At 45.5% G+C, this 19295-nt stretch carries 24 protein-coding genes and 1 tRNA gene; 9 read left to right on the top strand and 16 right to left on the bottom strand.

Annotated features, from left to right (window positions below; genetic code table 11):
• Window positions 1-14 precede the first annotated feature (14 nt).
• Window positions 15-266 (top strand): hypothetical protein, encoded by a 252-nt coding sequence (locus tag QUB35_RS00760; RefSeq protein ID WP_333138424.1) that lies wholly within the window; start codon window positions 15-17, stop codon window positions 264-266.
• A 55-nt stretch (window positions 267-321) separates the two neighbouring features.
• The gene (locus QUB35_RS00755) at window positions 322-1497 is read left to right on the top strand and encodes a DALR anticodon-binding domain-containing protein (RefSeq protein ID WP_333138422.1); all 1176 of its coding nucleotides are present in this window, start codon (window positions 322-324) and stop codon (window positions 1495-1497) included.
• Window positions 1498-1692: 195 nt separating this feature from the next.
• On the opposite strand, the gene QUB35_RS00750 is transcribed toward QUB35_RS00755, so the two are convergent.
• The 6 genes from QUB35_RS00750 to QUB35_RS00725 all read right to left on the bottom strand — a co-directional run bounded on the left by QUB35_RS00750 (window position 1693) and on the right by QUB35_RS00725 (window position 4065).
• Window positions 1693-1968, bottom strand: coding sequence for a DUF5615 family PIN-like protein (locus QUB35_RS00750; RefSeq protein WP_333138419.1), 276 nt, complete (start codon window positions 1966-1968; stop codon window positions 1693-1695).
• A gap of 31 nt (window positions 1969-1999) precedes the next feature.
• On the bottom strand, window positions 2000-2347 hold the full coding sequence (locus QUB35_RS00745; protein WP_333138417.1) for a DUF433 domain-containing protein: 348 nt from the start codon (window positions 2345-2347) through the stop codon (window positions 2000-2002).
• Between the two features lie 392 nt (window positions 2348-2739).
• Window positions 2740-2901, bottom strand: a complete 162-nt coding sequence (locus tag QUB35_RS00740) for a PIN domain-containing protein (RefSeq protein WP_333138415.1) — start codon at window positions 2899-2901, stop codon at window positions 2740-2742.
• A complete protein-coding gene (locus QUB35_RS00735) occupies window positions 2873-3118 on the bottom strand; it encodes a twitching motility protein PilT (protein ID WP_333138413.1) in 246 nt (81 codons plus the stop codon). The genes QUB35_RS00740 and QUB35_RS00735 overlap by 29 nt, the downstream gene beginning before the upstream one ends.
• Window positions 3108-3362 (bottom strand): type II toxin-antitoxin system ParD family antitoxin, encoded by a 255-nt coding sequence (locus tag QUB35_RS00730; RefSeq protein ID WP_333138411.1) that lies wholly within the window; start codon window positions 3360-3362, stop codon window positions 3108-3110. The genes QUB35_RS00735 and QUB35_RS00730 overlap by 11 nt, the downstream gene beginning before the upstream one ends.
• A 484-nt stretch (window positions 3363-3846) precedes the next feature.
• A complete protein-coding gene (locus QUB35_RS00725; RefSeq protein WP_333138409.1) occupies window positions 3847-4065 on the bottom strand; it encodes a type II toxin-antitoxin system HicB family antitoxin in 219 nt (72 codons plus the stop codon).
• Between the two features lie 113 nt (window positions 4066-4178).
• Between QUB35_RS00725 and QUB35_RS00720 the strand changes: the two genes are divergently transcribed.
• The 3 genes from QUB35_RS00720 to QUB35_RS00710 all read left to right on the top strand — a co-directional run bounded on the left by QUB35_RS00720 (window position 4179) and on the right by QUB35_RS00710 (window position 5212).
• On the top strand, window positions 4179-4379 hold the full coding sequence (locus QUB35_RS00720; protein WP_333138407.1) for a hypothetical protein: 201 nt from the start codon (window positions 4179-4181) through the stop codon (window positions 4377-4379).
• Window positions 4380-4678: 299 nt separating this feature from the next.
• Window positions 4679-4834, top strand: a complete 156-nt coding sequence (locus QUB35_RS00715; protein ID WP_333054718.1) for a GYF domain-containing protein — start codon at window positions 4679-4681, stop codon at window positions 4832-4834.
• 111 nt (window positions 4835-4945) lie between these two features.
• Window positions 4946-5212, top strand: coding sequence for a hypothetical protein (locus QUB35_RS00710; protein ID WP_333138405.1), 267 nt, complete (start codon window positions 4946-4948; stop codon window positions 5210-5212).
• A 112-nt stretch (window positions 5213-5324) separates the two neighbouring features.
• Here QUB35_RS00710 and QUB35_RS00705 read toward each other — a convergent pair.
• A tRNA-Phe gene (locus QUB35_RS00705) sits at window positions 5325-5397 on the bottom strand.
• A gap of 132 nt (window positions 5398-5529) precedes the next feature.
• On the opposite strand from QUB35_RS00705, the gene QUB35_RS00700 reads away from it, so the two are divergent.
• A complete protein-coding gene (locus QUB35_RS00700; protein ID WP_333138403.1) occupies window positions 5530-8193 on the top strand; it encodes a glycosyltransferase family 39 protein in 2664 nt (887 codons plus the stop codon).
• A gap of 204 nt (window positions 8194-8397) precedes the next feature.
• Window positions 8398-9315 (top strand): cobalamin-binding protein, encoded by a 918-nt coding sequence (locus QUB35_RS00695; protein WP_333138401.1) that lies wholly within the window; start codon window positions 8398-8400, stop codon window positions 9313-9315.
• A 311-nt stretch (window positions 9316-9626) separates the two neighbouring features.
• Here the strand turns inward: QUB35_RS00695 and QUB35_RS00690 are convergent, their stop codons facing one another.
• The 7 genes from QUB35_RS00690 to QUB35_RS00660 all read right to left on the bottom strand — a co-directional run bounded on the left by QUB35_RS00690 (window position 9627) and on the right by QUB35_RS00660 (window position 15112).
• On the bottom strand, window positions 9627-10256 hold the full coding sequence (locus tag QUB35_RS00690) for a fasciclin domain-containing protein (RefSeq protein WP_333138399.1): 630 nt from the start codon (window positions 10254-10256) through the stop codon (window positions 9627-9629).
• Between the two features lie 629 nt (window positions 10257-10885).
• Window positions 10886-11014 (bottom strand): hypothetical protein, encoded by a 129-nt coding sequence (locus QUB35_RS00685; protein WP_333138397.1) that lies wholly within the window; start codon window positions 11012-11014, stop codon window positions 10886-10888.
• Window positions 11015-11227: 213 nt separating this feature from the next.
• Entirely contained in the window at window positions 11228-12010 is a 783-nt protein-coding gene (locus QUB35_RS00680) for an MBL fold metallo-hydrolase (RefSeq protein WP_333138395.1), read from the bottom strand.
• A gap of 701 nt (window positions 12011-12711) precedes the next feature.
• A complete protein-coding gene (locus tag QUB35_RS00675; RefSeq protein WP_333054712.1) occupies window positions 12712-13299 on the bottom strand; it encodes an aminodeoxychorismate/anthranilate synthase component II in 588 nt (195 codons plus the stop codon).
• A gap of 177 nt (window positions 13300-13476) precedes the next feature.
• On the bottom strand, window positions 13477-13989 hold the full coding sequence (locus QUB35_RS00670; RefSeq protein ID WP_333138392.1) for a diacylglycerol kinase family protein: 513 nt from the start codon (window positions 13987-13989) through the stop codon (window positions 13477-13479).
• Between the two features lie 161 nt (window positions 13990-14150).
• A complete protein-coding gene (ybeY, locus tag QUB35_RS00665; RefSeq protein ID WP_333138390.1) occupies window positions 14151-14687 on the bottom strand; it encodes an rRNA maturation RNase YbeY in 537 nt (178 codons plus the stop codon).
• Window positions 14688-14893: 206 nt separating this feature from the next.
• A complete protein-coding gene (locus QUB35_RS00660) occupies window positions 14894-15112 on the bottom strand; it encodes a DUF3285 domain-containing protein (protein WP_333106650.1) in 219 nt (72 codons plus the stop codon).
• Window positions 15113-15546: 434 nt separating this feature from the next.
• Between QUB35_RS00660 and QUB35_RS00655 the strand changes: the two genes are divergently transcribed.
• Together QUB35_RS00655 and QUB35_RS00650 are read left to right on the top strand one after the other, a co-directional pair.
• The gene (locus QUB35_RS00655) at window positions 15547-16365 is read left to right on the top strand and encodes a hypothetical protein (protein WP_333138388.1); all 819 of its coding nucleotides are present in this window, start codon (window positions 15547-15549) and stop codon (window positions 16363-16365) included.
• 315 nt (window positions 16366-16680) lie between these two features.
• On the top strand, window positions 16681-17616 hold the full coding sequence (locus tag QUB35_RS00650) for a DUF1350 family protein (RefSeq protein WP_333138387.1): 936 nt from the start codon (window positions 16681-16683) through the stop codon (window positions 17614-17616).
• On the opposite strand, the gene QUB35_RS00645 is transcribed toward QUB35_RS00650, so the two are convergent.
• Both QUB35_RS00645 and QUB35_RS00640 read right to left on the bottom strand, forming a co-directional pair.
• Window positions 17613-18425: a DUF4058 family protein gene (locus QUB35_RS00645; protein ID WP_333138385.1), complete on the bottom strand. Its 813-nt coding sequence runs from the start codon at window positions 18423-18425 to the stop codon at window positions 17613-17615. The genes QUB35_RS00650 and QUB35_RS00645 overlap by 4 nt on opposite strands.
• Window positions 18426-18457: 32 nt before the next feature.
• Window positions 18458-19249 carry a DUF4058 family protein gene (locus QUB35_RS00640; protein WP_333138383.1) on the bottom strand — a complete coding sequence of 264 codons (792 nt, stop codon included), beginning with the start codon at window positions 19247-19249 and terminating at the stop codon, window positions 18458-18460.
• Between the last annotated feature and the right edge of the window lie 46 nt (window positions 19250-19295).

Here is a 19295-nt window from a genome sequence, read left to right as displayed (position 1 = left end):
AACCTCCCTAACGCATGCCATCAGGTAACATCCTAACTGCCGCCGATGTCCTCAATTTACTCGTTAGTGGGATCGACAAAACCACCTTAGAAAATGAACTCACCGCCTCAGCTTGGATATCTACCCCAGCTAGAGGCGGCTCAAATTCCCCTGATCAATGGCTACATCTATTTTTTGATATCGGTGGCAACAACAAAATTGAAGCTCTTTGTCAGTCGATAGTCATCGAACAATTAGCCAAACAATCCTTAGCACTGATTTCGTAATCAGTTAAGAAACTAAGGCATCAAATATCATCCCTAGTTAAAGAGTGAAATGATGATGACATTATCCCAAAAATCGGCTAAAATTTGGTTGAGCATTCCCGAATATCCTTTAGAAGCTATTCCTTCCTCAGCTTATATTCGTTGCTCCCTGACAACGACTGTTAAAAACATCCTAGAAAAATGCCACAATTGGGTTAGCACAGAAGGTGCAAATAATCAAGAAACTTTACCTGATATTGAACTCTTTTTTAACTCAATTCAAACCAGCAAGCAAGTTTACAAAGCTTCCCTTTCTCGTCAACTCGCCGCCGACTTACCCCCCGACGTTGAAGAAACTTCCCTCAAAGACGAACCCAAAGACTGGTTTATCAAAACCGCAGACTTTGGCGACGACTGCGATCGCGTCCTCCAACACCGCGACGGCGAATTCACCCAACTCCTAGAAGACATCACCCGCTACCATGAAATATTCCAACAAGGCTATGACAAAATCATCCTCATTCGTCCCACCACCTACATCGGCTACGACATCCAACTCACCGCCGCCATGCAATGCTTGGGCTACACCAAAGAGCAATTTCAATTCATCATCGTTCAACCCATCAAACTTTACGCCTTCCACAAACCCACCCAGCAAATCCATCGCATCCCTGACATCGCCCCCGCAGAATTGCTCAAAGCCGTGACTATGGATGCACTGCGCTGGTACTCCCTCCGAGTTCCCCTCACAGAAGTTGCCCCGATTAACATCAGCACAGCAGGAAAACCCACCCCGCAAGATAGCCTCTATCGCGTTCAATCTGCCTATCTTCGTTGCTGTACCCTGCTGCAACAAGCACAGCAGCAAGGCATCATTCAGCTAGAAACCAATGGGGGCGGCGGCGAAATTTCCCCTACGGAAATCGCAGCTAAACTCATGTCATTAGCAGATTATGTCTGGGAATCTCCCGATGCCGCCATCCTAGCCAACCTTCTGCAAGCGGTTCCCAAAATCCTCGAACAAAGCGCCGCCGAAATTGCCCCCCATCTGGTTTGCCGCCACCTGGAAGCTATTAGCGAAACCTGCCTTCCGTGGTTGGATTCCCTGAGTCTCAACCCGCAAAACTGCGCCCTTTTGTTAGCTGCGAAGCAAACAATTTTTGAGTTGTTAGAGAACGTTTTGGCGATCGCCCTTCCTGAGTCAACTTTTCCCGACTCAAATTTGCGATTTGTCAAGTTTTCTGAAGATTAGGCCGCGTTTCGCATAAAACTAGCGCCTTCTTCCAGATAGATAAGTGACGGTTGGTTTTTGAGTGCGACGGGCTGTCCTGAGTGCGATCGGGCGATCGACCTTTATTAATTTTTCTCAAAAACTGACGGGCTGTCCTGAGTGCGATCGAGCGATCGACCTTTATTAATTTTTCTCAAAAAAGGGCGATCGACCTTTTCAAATAAACTCTATATGGTTCTGCATATCCGACGGTTCAAGTACCTCCCAAATCAGAATCAAACCGCGCACAATTTCACCAAGTGAACGGCTGTTTTGGTGACAGTAAACAATACCGCAATGCTCTAAACCCCGCTGATGAATTGCCAAAAAATCGTCATCCTGGGTAAAGATTACTCGCCCTTGAGAAATTGCAAAAGCTAACTGTTCTTCATCCATAGCACCTAAAAGCCGTGCTTCTGGTGTAGTCGTGACATCAATACCGCGCCTTTTCAAAGCTTCTGCGATCGCCCGTTCGACTTGTTCATCACAATGAAATCGGATCTTTTCCCAGATTCTGCCCTGTCAATTTCTGCTGTACCTTGGAAGGAGTTTTTGCTTGCAATTCCCGCACAAAAGCATCGCTATCTCGAATTTGTTGTCGAATTTCCTCAAGATGGTCGTGGTAATAAGTCAAGGCTGCGTATACATCTGCTAAAGTAATTGTGGGATACCGCGACACAATTTCATCAGGAGACATTCCCATCTTTTCGTGCCAAATTACAACATCTTGAACCCTAATCCGATGTCCCGCTATACGTGGTTTACCGCCACAAATACCCGGAGTAATTTCAATATGTTCTTGGATTACCGATGGCATAGGCATCTGAGTCATAATTTTTTATTGCACAATGCGGAATTAGCTCCTATTTTAACAAAAACCAAGGCGGTATAGATAGCGAGATCCCTTCCTGAGTCAACTTTTCCAGACCCAAATCTCCGATTTGTCAAGTTTTCTGAAGATTAGGTCGCGTTTCGCATAAAACTAGCGCCTTCCTCCAGATAGATAAGTGACGGTTGGTTTTTGAGTGCGACGGGCTGTCCTGAGTGCGATCGGGCGATCGACCTTTATTAATTTTTCTCAAAAAAGGGATCTCGCTCCTCGATCATCAGTTAAAAGGTCGATCGCCCTTTACTCCTTTTTCTCAATAAAGGGATCTCGCCCTTTTGGAATAAGTCAAAACGTGCGATCGCCCTTTACTCCTTTTTCTCAACCAAGGGCAATCGCTACCAATTAATTACCGTTAAACTTGTTACCTTTGCAAACTCTCGATCGGCTGTCACCAAAGTTGCTGAATTTTGGATTGCCATTGCTGCAATAACCGCATCCGGTAGTTTCAAGCGATGTTGCTGGCGAATTTCAATGATTTTCAGAGAGCAAGACAGCATCCATCGCCACTAAACCAAGAACCTCCACTCGTTGCAGAAACTGCTCAAAGATCTGACGATCGTCTTGAGTCAGCCCAGGAAATACCAGAAACTCAATTTGGCTAATAACTGAAACTCCAATCCAATCCGCATCTTTCAGTAATTCAATGAGTTGAATATTTCCTTGAAGCAAAGCAACGATCGCATTCGTATCCAACACATAGCGATTACCACTCATCGCGTAGATTCCTCTGCATTGTTACTGCATCTCCCTGCCAAGTTAATCGCCCCACCAAATCAGAGAAATCATAGCTGGGTTTCTGCTTCTCCTCTGATGAAACCGGATTCAAAACAACTAAAACTTCTCGTTCTTTTAGCAATTGTAACCCAGCCAGAATCACTTCAGAAGCAGATGAGTACCTACCGTTTTTGACTGTTGATTGAACAAACTGCTCTAGTTCAGGAGTTAAGGATATATTCATGATGTTGAGTCACCTATTTGAGTCAACTATTACCCCATAATAACAAAAATTATCAAATTTTGTTATTTAACATTTTTGGCTACGGGAAGATTTTGCGAGATCCTTGCTTGTAAGCGCAGATTAGCGATCGGCCTTATAGCAATCCTAAATGATTCAGATAAATTTGTAGGGGTAGTGCCCCCGTGCCTACCCCCTATCAATCGGGCAACCACGGGGGGATTGCCCCTACAATAATTATGCAAATGATTTAGGATTGCTATAGTTCCTCTTTCTCAAGAAAGAGCGATCGGCCTTCATTCCTCTTTCTCAAATAAGAGCGATCGCCCTTTTGGAATTTGTCAACAAGTGCGATCGCCCTTTACCCCTTTTTCTCAACCAAAGGCATCGCCCTTTTGGAATAAGTCAAAAAGTGCGATCGCTCTTTTTGATATGGAAAAGTCGATATCTCTTTTGTTCTGAGTCAAAAAGGGGGATCGACTTTTATTTAAGCTGCCACGATTGCCGGACTCGGAGGCACTAAATCTTCTTCTTGGCAATACTCAAGGTAGCTGGAGCTCGCTTCTTTAGCATTGGCGATCGCTTCTTCATAAGTTTTCCCATAAGTACAGGGCTGCATTGCAATTGTTGCAAACTCTGGCAGTGTTACCAAATACAGTCCATCCTCTTGTGACCATTGAATTAATAAACTATAGCGGTAATTCATTCCTCTGATTCCTCTGCTGAAGAATTGTTTCTAACTCTTGAATTGCTTTTTTTAACAAGTTCTCCAAATACAATGGTGTATCCTCAACACAAGAAGAGATTTTAGGATCTGCTGTGGCGCTAGTGTGGGTGGCGGTGTGGCATTTCTGGGGGTGGCCGCGCGAAGTAGAAATTGCTAGAGGTAAGCCGGAGGCTAAGAAAAAGCGATCGCCCAATTCCAACTTACCCGCTCCGAATCCGGTAGAACAAGAGCTCAACCAGCTCAAAGCGACAACTGGAATGAATCGGATGAAGCCAATCGATTTTAGATTTTAGATTTTAGATTTTAGATTGACTTGCGCGAGATAAATGCTCTTTCTTGAGGATTTTCGATTTTAGATTTTGGATTGATTCCACGGATAAATCACGTGGCGGATGCCACCTTTGAAATTCGCTTGTCAGTAAGGAATGAGAATTAAATAACTTACCATGCGTGATGGTTCTTGTGGGATGGGCGTCCCGCCCGTCCAGAAAGGGCGGGCGGGACGCCCAACCCACTTTCAAGAGTGTAAATTATTTAATTCGCGATCCTAAGACGATCGACCCAGCCAACTCCTGAAGTTCCTCAATGGTACGTGTTTCGCAGCGGTGAAGCCAAAGGGCCCTATACCAGATTGCAATTATGGGAGATTGAGGAAATCACAGCCAGAACCAAAGTGCGGCGCGGGGAAGCCGAGTGGCAGCGCGGCGGTGAAATTCCAGAATTAGCGTCGTACCTCACTCAAAAATAAGACAGTACACGTCACCGCACGTCGATCGGCGCTTAAGACGATCGCGCTCCCCAGAAAGTAGCGCTATTCTTAGAAAAGGGATTTGTGTCAGCGAGACTCCCGGAGATTTTTATGAATATTACTTTGAGTCCTGAGCAGGTGAAATTGATCGAAGCGCAATTAGCACTGGGCCAGTTTAGCTCGCCGGAAGAGGTGATTACAAAAGCCCTCCAGACTTTGACTCAAACACGCCAGCATTATTGGGAGTGGGTGGAGGAGGTGCGCTCTTCGGTGGAGGAAGCGGAGGCGGAACTATCGCGAGGTGAGGGAATCCCCTTAGAGACTGCCATCGAGCAATTGCAGGAAAAGTTTCGCAAGGCACGAGAGGTTCAGGGATGAACCGATGCTTTGTCTCTCCCACAGCAAGCCGAGACTTGAATGCCATTGGTGATTATTTTGTTGGCTCAAGTTTATATAAAAAAAAACCCTCAACTTTGTGAGGGCTTTGCGATGCCAGGAACGAGACTTGAACTCGTGACACGTGGATTTTCAGTCCACTGCTCTACCAACTGAGCTATCCCGGCTTGTTTTTTCGCGCTTTACTATCTTAGCAGACACATACAGAATTTAGCAAGCACTTTTTCAAATTAATTTTCGATCGCCCGGAACCGCCCGCCTGTAAGCTAAAAGCTGCAACCTAAAATCCAAGAATCGCAATGGCACAGCAACATCGGGACAGCGAGGGCAAGAGTCTGCTTGTCTTGGGCATAATTTGGCTGCTGGGGGCAATTAGCGATCGCCTCTGGTTTGCCCTCGATCGATCTGTCCCGGCGTGGGATCAAGCAGACTACCTGACTAGCACCCTGAAATACTTGCAGGCGTTGCAGCATCCTCAGTGGCTTTCCGGGGAGTGGTGGACAAACTTTTGGCTGCTTTCGACGAAAATTCCGCCCTTGGCATACATCTTAACGGTTCCGTTTCTTCAGGTTTTCGGTACTGGGGGCGATCGGGCAACCCTCGTTCATTTATTATTTAGTGCAATTCTCCTCGCCTCAGTCTACAGTCTGGGCGTCCAATTATTTAACCGGCAAGTCGGTTTGTGGGCCGCTGCAATTTGCGTTTTGTTACCCGGACTTTATCGGTTCCGCTTGCAATTTTTACTCGACTATCCCCTCACAGCGGCGATTACTTTGGCTTTCTATTGTCTGACAATGTGGAAGCAGGAATCAGGAAGTTCGGCAGCGGATTTAACGGATAGAACAAAGTTGGAAGAAGGAACCAAGAAAAAGTATAAATTCTCGCCATCGGGGGCGGGCACGGGGGCACCGCCCCTACATACCCTCTCGTCGTCATCTTTCTTTTGGGCGATCGCCTTTGGAATTTCTCTCGGCTTATCAATATTAGTTAAACACACGACTGTATTATTTCTGTTTACCCCGATTGTGTGGTTGGCTGTGGGTGCTGTGCGCCAAAAAGCTTGGGGGAGATTAGGTCAATTAACTGGTGCTTTGTTGCTGTCGGTGGCGGTGTTTGGGCCCTGGGCGAAAACCAATTGGCTGTTAATTTTGACCGGGGGAAAACGGGCTACGCTGGATTCTGCGATCGCCGAAGGAGATCCGGCCCTCAATACGATCGACGCTTGGATTTACTACGGCCAACACTTACCCGAACACATTTCTTGGCCTCTGTTACTTATTCCCTTAGTAGGATTGATACTTTATTGGCGTCGCAGGCCAAATAGTTCGTCAATTTTGCATCTCAACTCCTGTCGCTGGCTGGCTGTTTTCTGGGGAGGAGCTTATTTAATTAATTCTCTAAATATCAACAAAGACGACCGATATGTGATACCTTATTTGCCAGTTTTATCTATTTTCTTAGCCTACTGTTTAACGCTGTGGCCTTCTCGGTGGGGACGACAAATTCGCTGGGGTACAATTGGCTTGGCAATTTTGGCGATGCTGTTCCATATCTTGCCGCTGGGAGGTGCTCTGGGAAATAGCTTAGTCCAAATTATTAGTCCCGGCAATTCTAACTATCCTTACTTGGGGAAAGAGTGGCCGCACCGAGAGGTAATTGCAGAAATTATTGATAGGGAACCTTATTTGCAATCTACTTTAGGCGTGTTGCCTTCTACGCCGGAAATTAACCAGCATAATTTGAATTTTTACGGTGCTTTGGCTAATTTTCAGGTTTACGGGCGGCAGGTGGGAACGAATTTAAAAGAAGTGCCGCAAGATGTGCGATCGCTCTCTTGGTTCGTAACTAAAACTGGCCCGCAAGGTTCGATCCGCGAAAAAATTAAACAAGCTCAAAATGCAGCCGTAACCGCGATTGAAAAAGGGGATAAATTTGACTTAGATAAAACTTGGATTTTGCCAGATTATACTAATTTAAATCTTTATCGCAAGCGAGTGCAGCCTGTCGAAATACAGCCGTTGAATGAATCGCGATCGCAAGTACAATTAGATCGAGTTACTGTCGCTGCAAAAGCAGTTCCCGGAGTCGCGCTACCGGTTACTTATACTTGGTCTGGGCCTTGGCAGCAGTTGCAGTCTGGTTTAGTGTTGGTAACGTGGCAAAATCAGCAGTCTGGCGATATTCCACCGGGACAGACTTTCAGGATTTTACACGATCGCGCGATCGCCCAGGCAACTTTGCATCCGGGGATGCTGGAAGCGGATAAATTTGCTGTGGGGTTTCGAGTTGTCGATCGCACAGCGATGCTTCCTCCTGCTAATATTGCACCGGGAACTTACAATCTGCAAGCTACTTATCTAAATCGGAAAACTGGGGAAACTTATCCGATTAATGTGCCGGCAGTTAGTGTTAAAATCGAGGCAGAGCCTCTGGATATGCGTTCCCAGGCAGAGCCGGGAAACGAGGATAATACAGATCAGCCTGAGTTAGATTTGGTGACTCAATTGCGGGCGATGGCGGTTAATTTACCCAAAGGATTGCCCGGTTTAGAACCCGTGTTCGAGCAGATTGGGCGCATCAATCAGTACGATCCAATTCAAGATTATACCGTGCAAGCGGAACAAGCGTTAGAATATCGGTTGAAACAGGAACCAAATAATCTAGAATTGGCTTATGCTTTGGCATTTTCTCGGGTATTGCAGCAGAATGTCCAAAGTGCGATCGCTGCCTTAGAAAAAGTCACTCAACTCGACTCAAAAAACCCTTACGCTTACGCATATCTCGCTTTCGTACACCTGTACGGCTGGCATCCCAAAGCCGCTCAAACAGCCTTAAAACCTGCTCTCGCTCTCAACTCCAACCTACCGGAGATTAGAGTTTTAAACGGTGTAGCGGCTCTGATGCAAGGTAATCTCATTCAAGCATGGCAAGATTTGCAATACTTAAAAAAACTAAAAATTTAACAATCTCTTTTATTGTGGCACGGGCGTCCCGCCTGTGCTTCTAAATCTGTCAAGCCTGTGCTTTTAAATCTGTCAAGCCTGTGCTTTTAAATCTGTCAAGCCTGTGCTTTTAAATCTGTCAAGCCTGTGCTTTTAAATCTGTAAAGCCTGTGCTTCTAAATCTGTAAAGCCTGTGCTTCCGAATCAGTGAAAAACAGAAAACCAATGAACCAACCAAGAATAATCTCTCTAATTCCCAGTGCCACCGAAATTGTAGCACTTTTAGGATTAACCGATGCAATTGTGGGCCGTTCCCACGAATGCGACTATCCCCCAGAAATCCAAAATTTACCTGTTTGCACTCAGCCTAAATTCAATCCCGAAGGAACTAGCAGCGAAATTCACAACCGCGTGACAGAATTGTTGCAAAATGCCCTCAGCGTGTATAAAGTAGAAATAGATACTGTGGAAAAATTGCAGCCGACTCACATTATTACTCAAGCTCAATGTGAAGTCTGCGCTTGTTCTCTAACAGAGGTTGAACAAGCAGTAAGCACGCTGGTAAATAGCAAGCCGGAAATTATTTCTTTGCAGCCGAATCTGCTATCAGAAATCTGGACGGATATTCAGCGAGTTGCTGATGCTTTGGGCGTAGATGGCAAAAGCGCGATCGACCTTTTGCAATCCCGCATCGATGCTATTATCTTAAAAACCAAAACATTAACCGTTAAACCCAAAGTAGCTTGCATCGAGTGGATTGAACCTTTGATGGCTGCGGGTAACTGGATTCCCGAATTAGTGGCAATGGCGGGAGGCAATTCGCTATTTGGAATTGTCGGCGAACATTCCCCTTGGTTAAAATGGGAATCGCTAGTAGAAGCTAATCCCGATGTAATTATTTTCATGCCTTGTGGCTTTGATTTAAACCGCACTCGCAACGAAGCACTGCAGATAACTAAATACGCAGAATGGGCTAATTTGCAAGCAGTAAAAACGGGGAAAGTTTACATAACTGACGGCAATTCTTACTTTAATCGACCGGGGCCGAGATTGGTTGATTCGTTAGAAATTTTAGCAGAAATTCTCCATCCCGAAATCTTCAATTTTGGCCATCGGGGTAAGGGTTGGCAGCCATTTTTGTAAGTACCCACAGTTAGCTAAAGCTTGATATACAGCCTCTTCGGTGGTTCATGAAGTACACTATAAAGCTATATTGTGTGGTGTTAATCTGTAGGGTGCGGATCTGCGAAATATTGGTCGATAAAACTTACAGATTGACGGGTGGCGACGCACCTTACACGGGCTAGAAGATTGTGTGTACCACATCTACATGGAATATGCTATATATTAATTCTGAATGGCCTGCCACACAAATAAGGACACAACAATGTTGTGTCCTTACTTCGCTTTCATTTAACCGAATCTGACATCAATTGATGCAAAAAACGCTAGTCCTACTTGGCATCAGGGGGCATCAAAACCTTGTCAATTACGTGAATCACGCCGTTGCTAGCTTTGATATCAGCTTTCACAACATTACCGCCGCTGACAGTAACTTTGCCTGCGTTAACTCCCACCTTCAGCGCGCTGCCTTCCACACTTTTAACATCGCCGGATTTTAGGCTAGTAGATAAAACCGAACCAGGAACAACGTGGTAAGCTAAAATCTTAGTAAGTTGGGCTTTGTTTTCCGGTTTGAGCAAATTCTCCACAGTTCCTTCTGGCAAAGCAGCAAATGCCGCGTCAGTCGGAGCAAAAACAGTGAAAGGGCCTTTTCTTTGTAAAGTTGCAACCAAGTCTGCTGCTCCCAAAGCCTTTGTCAGCGTCTTGAATTGAGGGTCGCCCGATGCAATAGCAACAATATCCTTAGCAGCAGCAGTTGGTGCCTGTGAAGTGCCAGTTGGTGCCGGTGAAGCAGCGGTTTTCACATTTCCTGCAACTTGTTGAGTTTGAGTTGCATTAGCAACATTGGTATTGGAGGTGATGTGAGCCCAAGCCGGGAAACCAATCAACGCGCTAGCGCCGATTACTCCTGCGAAACCTGTCAGTTGTTTGATCCAGCTAGGTAAATTTTGATTTGTCATAAAACCTGTCGGTAAGTGGGAAACTCAGTCGCTGCATAGCGCTGAGAGGAAAACGATCAGCGGTTTCAACCGCCTTGAACATTACAGGGGGATCGTTTGATTCGATGTAATGAATGTGATGTACTTTTACGATCGACAATTACCACTTCAAACCTCACGATCCTGTACCCATAATGTTTGCTCTTTCGAGCCTCCCTTACGGGGTAATGTTAGCTTCGACCTTGTTATAAGAGCTTGCGCGGGCTCGCAACACTGTTCCAGTGACCTTGGAACTGTTTAATCACGAGCGACAGAGCGGGGAACTAGCTACGCATTCGCCCGGTGTCGTGACTCAAATAACGGCTCCTCTTACGAGGGGTCTGGTCAGCACAGCTTGGGAGAGATTTCTCGCGACCAAGCTCAGTCCCTTTAGGGCTGGGTTGCTGACTGCGCTTGCATTTCCTTTTGACATCCTCACCGGGCTAAAGCCACGGTGATTCCCAAGCATCACTACTTGGGTTTCTGCTTCATTGCACCTGCCTCCACCCTCAAGGAGTTTATGGTCTTACGGTCGCTCCACAGACTATCCCCGCTAGCCCAGCGGTTCTTATGTATCGAGAAATCTCAAGATTTCTGTTTGTTTGCGTCACTCAGGGATGTTGTACCATTGCCCAATAGTGCTTTTCCCGGTCTACCGATTTGTCTGCGCCGCCAGTTGTTTGCTGGACTTCGCTCGTATAGGCTGTCTGATCCATCGTCGCGGGTGGGTCAACGACCACTTTAATTATAGTGAAAAATTTGTAAAGCCGTCCTAGAAGGACGGGGTTTCTACCCAAATTTTCCGATGATATAAAACCGTGAACATGAATTGTTATGTTAGCCAAATATCGACAAAAAGCAAGGTTGCTAGAGGCTAAGGTAGAGAGAAAATTCTCTTGCATCCCCGATCGAACAAAACTTCCTTAATATAACGCAACCTAAAAAATCTGGCATCAACCGCTAAATCTGTAACTCAAAACCTCAATCACCGAACCAGTTTGGGGTAAGTCACCAGATTTGATCGAAATCGTGTCATTATTCAATCGGCGCACCGGCGTACCATCCATCAGCGCCAAGAATTCATCTAGCGGCACCAAATCGCACGCAGCAGCATCGGCGGCTTGGGTTTTGAAATGTGTCGGAATCACCATCTTTGGTTTGAGAAGTTGCAAAGTTTGCTTCGCTTCCGCCGGAGTGTAAGCTTTCGGCCCGCCGCCCACGGGAATCAGCACTACATCGGGCCGCCCGATCAAGATTTGTTCTTCAATGCCGATCGGGCCAGCAACTCCGCCCAAGTGTAAAATCTTAACGCCCGCTTGCTGCCACAGCCAAGCCACATTGACCCCAAATCGCCGTCCTCCCTCACGGTCTTTTTGGGTCCGAATCCCTTGAATCCGCAGCCCGTTAGACCTGTAAGCCCCCGGTTCGTACAAAAGGCCGGGATTGCCCGCAAATCCGTCGATCGCCCCTTCATCGAGCAACCGACTGCTAATCAGAATCAAATCTGTTGGCACTTTAGGAGAGCGATAGCCTGCCGTACAGCCCAGGGGGCGAAAAGGATTCACCAGCACCCTCGCACCGCCACCGGTGAACAAGAAGCAAGTGTGGCCCAACCACTGAATCGACAAGGAATTAGTAGTTTGAGCTTGATAGCTTTCCCATCCAGATGGCAAACCAGTGGACAAAGCTGCTAGCAAACCCGTCTGTGCGTAACGTATTAATTGTCGCCGTTTCATCAAAAACACTCGGTAAGTGGGAAACTCAGGGTATGAAAGACCTGAGAGGGAAAGGACACGGCGATTTCAATCGCCTTGAATCTTTCTGTATCCATTACCGCCTTGGAGTTGCTGGACTTGGTGTACTTTTGTAATGCACTTTCGGCAGGACAGTTACTGCCTCAAACCTTGCAACTCTGTACGCATAATGTTTGCTCTTATGGAGCCTCCCTTTCGGGGTAATGTTCGCTTCGACCTGGTTATAAAGGCTTGTTAGACCTGCAACACTGTTTCAGTGACTTTAAAACTGTTTAATTGCAGATGACAGAGCGGAAAACTAGCGTCGCATTCTCCGGTGTCATGACCTAAATAACGTCTCCTCTGTAAAGAGGGGTCTGGTCAGAACAGCTTGCAATTTCTTACAAGCTCAGTGGCGTTGATTCCCTGAGTTCCTGACCTTGTGGTTGCAGTTGTCGGGTGTTGGTCGTTTGTTGTTATACCACAAAACACCGTCAGTCGATTTTAGATTTTAGATTTTAGATTTTAGATTTACTGGCAGCATTGAATCTGGAATCTCGAACAGGAGTGTAAAATTTGGGGTTCACCACGACAGGAGTGGGGGGCTTGTATCCTTTTTGGGGCGGTTCAGGTGCGAAAATGTGTACCCTACTCTCACCGTAAGGTGCTATAAGAGCGAACCCTACAAATTCAGAGAAATTCAACTAAAGTCTTTCTAAGAAATTTCGCAATAATTGCTTCCCCGAAGTCGTCAAAATACTTTCCGGGTGAAACTGCACACCTTCAATATGCGGATATTCCCGGTGCCGCACCCCCATAATAGTTCCGTCTTCAACCCAAGCCGTAATTTCCAAAACTTCTGGACAACTCTGCTTTTCAATTACCAAACTGTGATAGCGAGTTGCAATCATCGGCGATTCGACGCCCTGAAAAACTCCGACTCCTGCGTGTTCTACCTGAGAAGTTTTGCCGTGCATCAACACGGGTGCAGAAACAATTTTGCCGCCGAATACTTGACCGATACTTTGATGTCCGAGGCACACGCCTAAAATTGGTAGAGTCGGCCCCAATTCTTTGATTAATTCCAGAGAAATTCCCGCATCTTCCGGCCGCCCCGGCCCTGGAGAAATCACCACTGCCGCAGGCTGTAATTGGCGAATTTCTGCTAAGGAAATTTGGTCGTTGCGGTAGACTTGCACTTCGCTTGCTACCGGCAACTGGGCACCGAGTTCTCCTAGATACTGTACCAAATTGTATGTAAAACTGTCGTAGTTATCGATTACTATAATCACGGGTTAAGTTGGATTTTAGGTTTGAGATTTTAGATTTTAGATTGACTCGCTGCCTGAAAGCAAGGGTTTTAAGATTTTAGATAGATGCCCAAGATAAAAATAGTTGCAATATAGACGAATAAAACTAAAAACCTCCCATTGGTCATCTAAAACCTAAAATTTGCTGAGGCCAATAATTTACTGACGGGCGATCGCAATTTGAACGACTGCCCACAAGGGAGGAAGCAGAAGTGCACTACCGACGATCGTAGCAGCCATTGCCGATACCAGAACCGCTCCCGCACCGCAGTCTTTGGCAATTTTGGCTAGTTCGTGGTAAGATTGCCCGACTGTCAAGTCTACCACCGATTCGATCGCCGTATTCAACAGTTCCATTGCTAAAACTATGCCAATGGTGACGCCGATCACAGATATTTCTACAGGTTTCAGTTGCAAAAATAGGCCGAGTCCGATCGCCAAAGTGCCAATAACAGTGTGAATCCGAAAATTGCGCTGAGTTTCAAAAGCATAACTCAGACCACCCCAAGCGTATCTAAAACTCGTAGCTAAGCTAGATGCGATTTTCCAGGACAGATCTCGGTTGTATTTCAAGGCTTTTTTAGACTCGTGGACTGTCTGGCTAGAAGAGTCTTGAGGCATGGGCAGAAACTGTGCGATTTGTGATGAAAGTGAGGGTCTATCTAGTGTCATAAAGAACCAACTTTAATTTACAGAGATGAATGAAGGCTAAACTTTTCAAATTAACTACATCAAGTCTAGGTAACTTTTCTAAGTTTTTACTAAAGTTTTGGTTTAATTTCAGAAAGTTATGTTGGGCTTGACATGATTTGTTAAATCACCATCCACTTCAGTTATGCTGTTTGGATCGTAAGACCGATCGCCCGCAGCAATGTTTCCTGTCGATCGAGCATTTGAGTCAGACTTTCTTCATCCGGGTGATCCCAGCCCAAAAGATGCAGAAAACCGTGGGCTGCCAGCCAAGCTAGTTCGGTTTTCAGGGGATGTCCTTGCTGCTGGGCTTGTCGGTTAGCTGTATCGATCGAGATGACGATATCACCCAAGTATAGGGGTTCAGATGACTGCATTTCCTCTAGCTGAGGACAGTCTACCTCTAAAGCTGCGAAAGCTAGTACATCGGTCGGTCGATCTTGCTGGCGGTACTGGAGGTTGAGGGCTTGCATCTCCCTATCGGCGGTTAAACGCAGACTGACTTCGTAGCCCGGGGCCACTGGCACATCCGCCGCCTGGTTTTCCAGCCAAACGCTAAACCAATTTTCCCAGGTTTCGGCCAAAATCTCCCCGCTGGCTGCACTCTCAGGGAGGTTGGAAGCGTCGGCTGACTGCTGGGCGAGCCCGTAACAGTCTTCGACGTTCACCTCGATTAACATTTTTTTGCTCTCCTGTCAAGGGATATATTAAATTTTTTTACAAATTCCAATTGCGCGATCGAACGGCAGGGGATTTTGCTGTTGCTGGCAACATACAGTAATCTGTTAGAGATTGCAACAGGCAGGCAGAACAATCAGCTTAACTCCCGATTAAGAAATATGAAAAACATCAGCAGAAATTAGAGGCTGATTGTTAGAATCCCCGATTAAGAATTGAAATATCGATCGAGAAAAGCCAAACCGACGAGTACGCCTAAAAGTCCGATCGCTGTCAAGGCAAAATGAAACAGAGAAGTCGCCCGCTTGCGAACCATGTTCCGCATCGCCAGCTTGACATAACTCGGTGGAGGTGCAGTGTTTGTCGGTGCTGTCGGGGTTTCGGCGGACTCTTCTGAGGCGGGAATTGCTGAGGGAGGTTGACTCATAACGGTTAGTTTAGAAGGTTAAGAGAGGGACTGTTGAGGACAGGCTCGTCCCGATGTTAACAAATATGTAACGTTTTGTGTAGGATTTTTTAGCTTTTCGATCGCCCCGGGCCCATTAAAGGGGGATTATACCAACAGATTAATGTGCGATCGCCCTGATAATCAATTCGATATTTTCTTTTCATCTTCAGAGACACAAGGATAAATTTAATTCCCGATCCGTGTTCCTGTGCGCTTTAACAAAAATTTTTAAATTGTCAAGTCGCACAATCAAGCGACACTCATTTGAGTTAACTCAAATGAGTGTCACCAGAAAAAGCGACTGTTAACCAACCGCGACGGGCAGTTATTCATAGATATAGCCACGGAAAAACAGAAACAAAATTTTCCGGCTAAATAACCCAAGCTAAAAGTTAAATTACTCGGACACAAACATGGAAGTTTCCACCTTTGAAATCCTCGCTGCACCGATCGCACCTGTGATGGGCATCCCTCCACAACTCATCCCAGTGGCTCGTCGAATCGTTCAGGGATACTTTCTCACCATCTCCAATCTCGAAGCGATCGACTTGCGATATCGGATTGAGTTTACCATCAGCTTACCCGTGCCGGCAAATCCTAATAAAATCTTGCTCAACAACGCTTTCTTAGTTGTTGACGTTGAAGGCACTAACATAGAGGTACCTCTGACTCAGCAGCCAGGAAAACCGAAGGTATATCGCGCATTTTTTACAATACCCGCTCACAAAACTGCATCTGTTCAATTGTTGCCCATTCTGCCAAAAACTCTGACTCCAGGTTTGTTGGAAGTGCGCGGCTATGTCTCGCTATTTGTGCCAGCGCGCTCCATCTTTCCAAAGCCTCAACCCCAAAGCAAGAAACCAGTCAAGGTGTTATTGAATCCCGAAATTCGCGGTACTTTCTTGCCAAACGATTTCCCATCCGAAAATCCAACTTTACCCGACTTCGATCAAATTAATTACACATTAGCGATCGCCAGTGGAAAAGGCTTGAACGAGATTACGCCTGAACCAGGTAAACCAATTATCATCGATTTACCAATTGTTGGCCCAATTTTGGAAGAGTTACGCAACGGTAATTTGGACTTGGCTACTTTGGAAGCAGACAATTCAGAAAAAGCTCAAATGCTCGTGCAACTGCTGGCCCAACTCGATGCCAATGATGTCAATTTGAAAGAGCTAAATACAGTGATGGATAAATTCGATATTCCTGTCAGAATGTCTCGCGGCTAGAACTGTTAAATGGTAAGTAAGCTGTTGGGCATCTAAATTGTATTTTTTGGGCGGGCGAGACGCCCACCCCACAAGACTTTTCTTAAATTTGACTCTACAATTTAAATGCACTTCAGCTTAACTGTAGGGTGGGCAATGCCCACCTTACGTTTAATTACAGCGGTTCTCAAAAAAGTGAGGTATGCCCACGGAGGCCTATGCCCACGGAGGCCTATGCCCTATGCCCTATGCCCTATGCCCATGAGTACCTCATCTTTCTGAGAAAGGCTATACGTTTAATTACCCCCACTTATACACTCAGTGAGCTTTATTCAAATGTCGAACTCATTTAAATTTCAGCCTGTTTCTTTTAGTTGGGTGGCTGTTCATCCGCAGCCCAAAGGTGTTGTTCAATTTATTGGTGGAACTTTTTTTGGTAGTTTGCCAACTTTGTTTTATCGATATTTTTTACAACAGTTGTTTGAAGAAGGTTATACCGTAGTTGCTTTGCCGTTTAGATTTACTTTTCGTCACTGGCCGATCGCTATTGGGTTATTAAAAGAACAGGAGATTCTGAGAACAGAACTGACCGAGATTGCTCAAAGATTAGGCTATGAAAGCGAAATTTATCAAGAACCATCAAGTTATTTTTGGGTGGGTCACAGTCTGGGATGCAAGTACATTGCTCTTTTAGAATTTTTAAGCGACGATCGGTATCCAAACATTGTGGAGAAATTCTGCGATCGCCCTGACTACGAACGGATTCAAAGGTTAATCGAAAATCTGGGCATCGACAGACCTTCAATTAAAGGCCAGCCGTCCTTATTAATTGCTCCTGATATCAGCAATACAGAGAGCGCTATTCCAGTGCGATCGCTAGCAAAACTGTTAGACAAATTCCGCTTAGGAGTGCTACCAACCAGAGAACAAACTCAATGCTTTATTGCTAATAGTTCTCTGTTTAATTTAACAGCAATAATTTCTTTCGATCGAGATGATATTGCTGGTTCTACCAATGATATCAAAAAAAGTCCAGAACAACAAAAAAACAGCGATGTACTTTGGCTCATACAACAGCTAAGTAATAGAAAATTGCCTTTATTGAGCCAGGAAATAGAAGGCAAACATTTAGAGCCGATTGGCGTCCAAATCGGTTACTATATTGTTGACCTCAATCCTTGGGATAAATTCATCAAACCCCTGAAAAGGCGCTTTCTTGAATATTGGTCTGTTCATTTTTTGGATGCTTTGAAAAAGCGGTTAAGCGCTTAACTATCGGTTGTTATTTGCGATCGCCCTTTCAATCCTCTCTCCTCCAACAGAGAATCGGCCCAAACAGCATCAGTTTCGGACAGCGCAGGGACTAACTCAGCCGTATAATCGAGGGTAATGTCATAGGCGGCGCGATCGTAAACCCCATTTAATAACGCTTGTAAATCTACAATTGGTTCCGCATCACCCGCGCGCAAAGGCAGGGGAAACGGAGGAATCATATCTGGTAAATTGAAAAGGTACAAATCCGCCAAAGGCCTTTGATTTCCGCGACTCACTAAAATTCGATAACTTGCCTCAATATCGTTACCAAAAACTGGTAGAGGTTGGTAACTTCGCAGCAAGTCAATTTCAACCATATGAGTGCGACTACCAAACACCTTTTCTCGCTTTGCTTCATACATTTCTCGCCCTTTGCCAGGGCGCTTATTGGCGGGTGACAGCACTTCAATCACTGTCACAACTTCCCTAGTTGCTGTATCTCGTACCTCTAAATATGCTTCCCTAAATTCCACAGGTACTGGCAGTCTTACTTTCAAAGCTGTCACAGGCGGTGCGGCAACTGCAACATTAGAAGAAGTAGGGTTGGTTGGACTAGGAGAACGCTGCACAGTGACATCAGGAATCCCCACTAATAGGGAATTGTCCCCGCTAATCTCATAAACTCTTTTTTCAATATCGACGATATATTTTGGCAGCAACTGCGGCACTAATGATTCAAAAATGCTACTAATTAGCAAGTGATGTACTTGAGGCCATAATTCAGGACTTTCTAAATAAGGATTCATCCCTGGAAATGGATTAGTCATTGATTTAACTCCTGTTAATTTACCTACTTGTATTATCCCCTTAACCCTCTCTCTCGCAACAGAGAATCGGCCCAAACAGCATCCGTTTCTGACAGCGGGGGCACTGCATCGGCTGTGTAATCAATTTCAAAATCATAACCGGCGCGATCGTATACTTGATTAATCAGCGCCTGTAAATCCAGAATCGGCTCTACATCTTCGGCACGCAAAGGCAAGGGAAATGCAGGAATTGTATCGGGAAGGTTAAATAAGTATAAATCTGCGATCGGGCGTTGATTGCTGCGGCTGACTAAAACGCGGCAGTCGCTTTTATGGGAATGTCCGAAAACTGGCAAAGGTTCCCCACCCCGCAACAAGTCTATTTCGACTAAATGGGTACTGCTATCAAATATTTTATTTCGCTTATTGTCATACTTTTCTCGACCTTCCCCCCGGCGTTTATTTGCAGGCGAAAGCACTTCAAGAACCGTGACAACTTCCTTGGTTGTCATATCGATTACTTCTAAATATCCTTCCCTAAATTCTTCCGACACTGGGATTCTCACTTTTAAAGGCTGCACAGTTCGGGAAGCGACGGCGACAGCATTAGATGCGATCGCACTTGCGGGAAGGCGTTTCTGTTGGATAGAGACATCAGGAATCGCTACTAATAGAGAATTTTGACCTTTGATTTCGTAAATTCGCTTTTCAATAGCGACGCGGTATTTCGGGCGCAATTGCGGAGTTAACGACTCCTTAATCACACTAATCAGTAAATGATGGACTTCTGGCCAAAAATCAGGATGTTCTAAATAAGGATTCATCCCCGGAAATGGATTAGGCATGAGCGTACTTCCCCTTTACCACTACTATTTTAGCAGCTCAATTAAA

This window comes from Microcoleus sp. B13-B6 (assembly GCF_036705405.1).
Lineage (GTDB): Bacteria > Cyanobacteriota > Cyanobacteriia > Cyanobacteriales > Microcoleaceae > Microcoleus.
The sequence above is the reverse complement of the archived record's forward strand: the minus strand, read 5'-3'. Positions and strand labels throughout refer to the sequence as shown.

What these genes read in the sequence shown, in the direction of transcription:
- QUB35_RS00760 (WP_333138424.1), top strand. Translation starts at nt 15, where the DNA reads ATGCCATCAGGTAACATCCTAACTGCCGCCGATGTCCTCAATTTACTC.
- QUB35_RS00755 (WP_333138422.1), top strand. Translation starts at nt 322, where the DNA reads ATGACATTATCCCAAAAATCGGCTAAAATTTGGTTGAGCATTCCCGAA.
- QUB35_RS00745 (WP_333138417.1), bottom strand. Translation starts at nt 2,347, where the DNA reads ATGACTCAGATGCCTATGCCATCGGTAATCCAAGAACATATTGAAATT.
- QUB35_RS00740 (WP_333138415.1), bottom strand. Translation starts at nt 2,901, where the DNA reads ATGCTGTCTTGCTCTCTGAAAATCATTGAAATTCGCCAGCAACATCGC.
- QUB35_RS00735 (WP_333138413.1), bottom strand. Translation starts at nt 3,118, where the DNA reads ATGAGTGGTAATCGCTATGTGTTGGATACGAATGCGATCGTTGCTTTG.
- QUB35_RS00730 (WP_333138411.1), bottom strand. Translation starts at nt 3,362, where the DNA reads ATGAATATATCCTTAACTCCTGAACTAGAGCAGTTTGTTCAATCAACA.
- QUB35_RS00725 (WP_333138409.1), bottom strand. Translation starts at nt 4,065, where the DNA reads ATGAATTACCGCTATAGTTTATTAATTCAATGGTCACAAGAGGATGGA.
- QUB35_RS00710 (WP_333138405.1), top strand. Translation starts at nt 4,946, where the DNA reads ATGAATATTACTTTGAGTCCTGAGCAGGTGAAATTGATCGAAGCGCAA.
- QUB35_RS00700 (WP_333138403.1), top strand. Translation starts at nt 5,530, where the DNA reads ATGGCACAGCAACATCGGGACAGCGAGGGCAAGAGTCTGCTTGTCTTG.
- QUB35_RS00695 (WP_333138401.1), top strand. Translation starts at nt 8,398, where the DNA reads ATGAACCAACCAAGAATAATCTCTCTAATTCCCAGTGCCACCGAAATT.
- QUB35_RS00690 (WP_333138399.1), bottom strand. Translation starts at nt 10,256, where the DNA reads ATGACAAATCAAAATTTACCTAGCTGGATCAAACAACTGACAGGTTTC.
- QUB35_RS00680 (WP_333138395.1), bottom strand. Translation starts at nt 12,010, where the DNA reads ATGAAACGGCGACAATTAATACGTTACGCACAGACGGGTTTGCTAGCA.
- QUB35_RS00670 (WP_333138392.1), bottom strand. Translation starts at nt 13,989, where the DNA reads ATGACACTAGATAGACCCTCACTTTCATCACAAATCGCACAGTTTCTG.
- ybeY (WP_333138390.1), bottom strand. Translation starts at nt 14,687, where the DNA reads ATGTTAATCGAGGTGAACGTCGAAGACTGTTACGGGCTCGCCCAGCAG.
- QUB35_RS00660 (WP_333106650.1), bottom strand. Translation starts at nt 15,112, where the DNA reads ATGAGTCAACCTCCCTCAGCAATTCCCGCCTCAGAAGAGTCCGCCGAA.
- QUB35_RS00655 (WP_333138388.1), top strand. Translation starts at nt 15,547, where the DNA reads ATGGAAGTTTCCACCTTTGAAATCCTCGCTGCACCGATCGCACCTGTG.
- QUB35_RS00650 (WP_333138387.1), top strand. Translation starts at nt 16,681, where the DNA reads ATGTCGAACTCATTTAAATTTCAGCCTGTTTCTTTTAGTTGGGTGGCT.
- QUB35_RS00645 (WP_333138385.1), bottom strand. Translation starts at nt 18,425, where the DNA reads ATGACTAATCCATTTCCAGGGATGAATCCTTATTTAGAAAGTCCTGAA.
- QUB35_RS00640 (WP_333138383.1), bottom strand. Translation starts at nt 19,249, where the DNA reads ATGCCTAATCCATTTCCGGGGATGAATCCTTATTTAGAACATCCTGAT.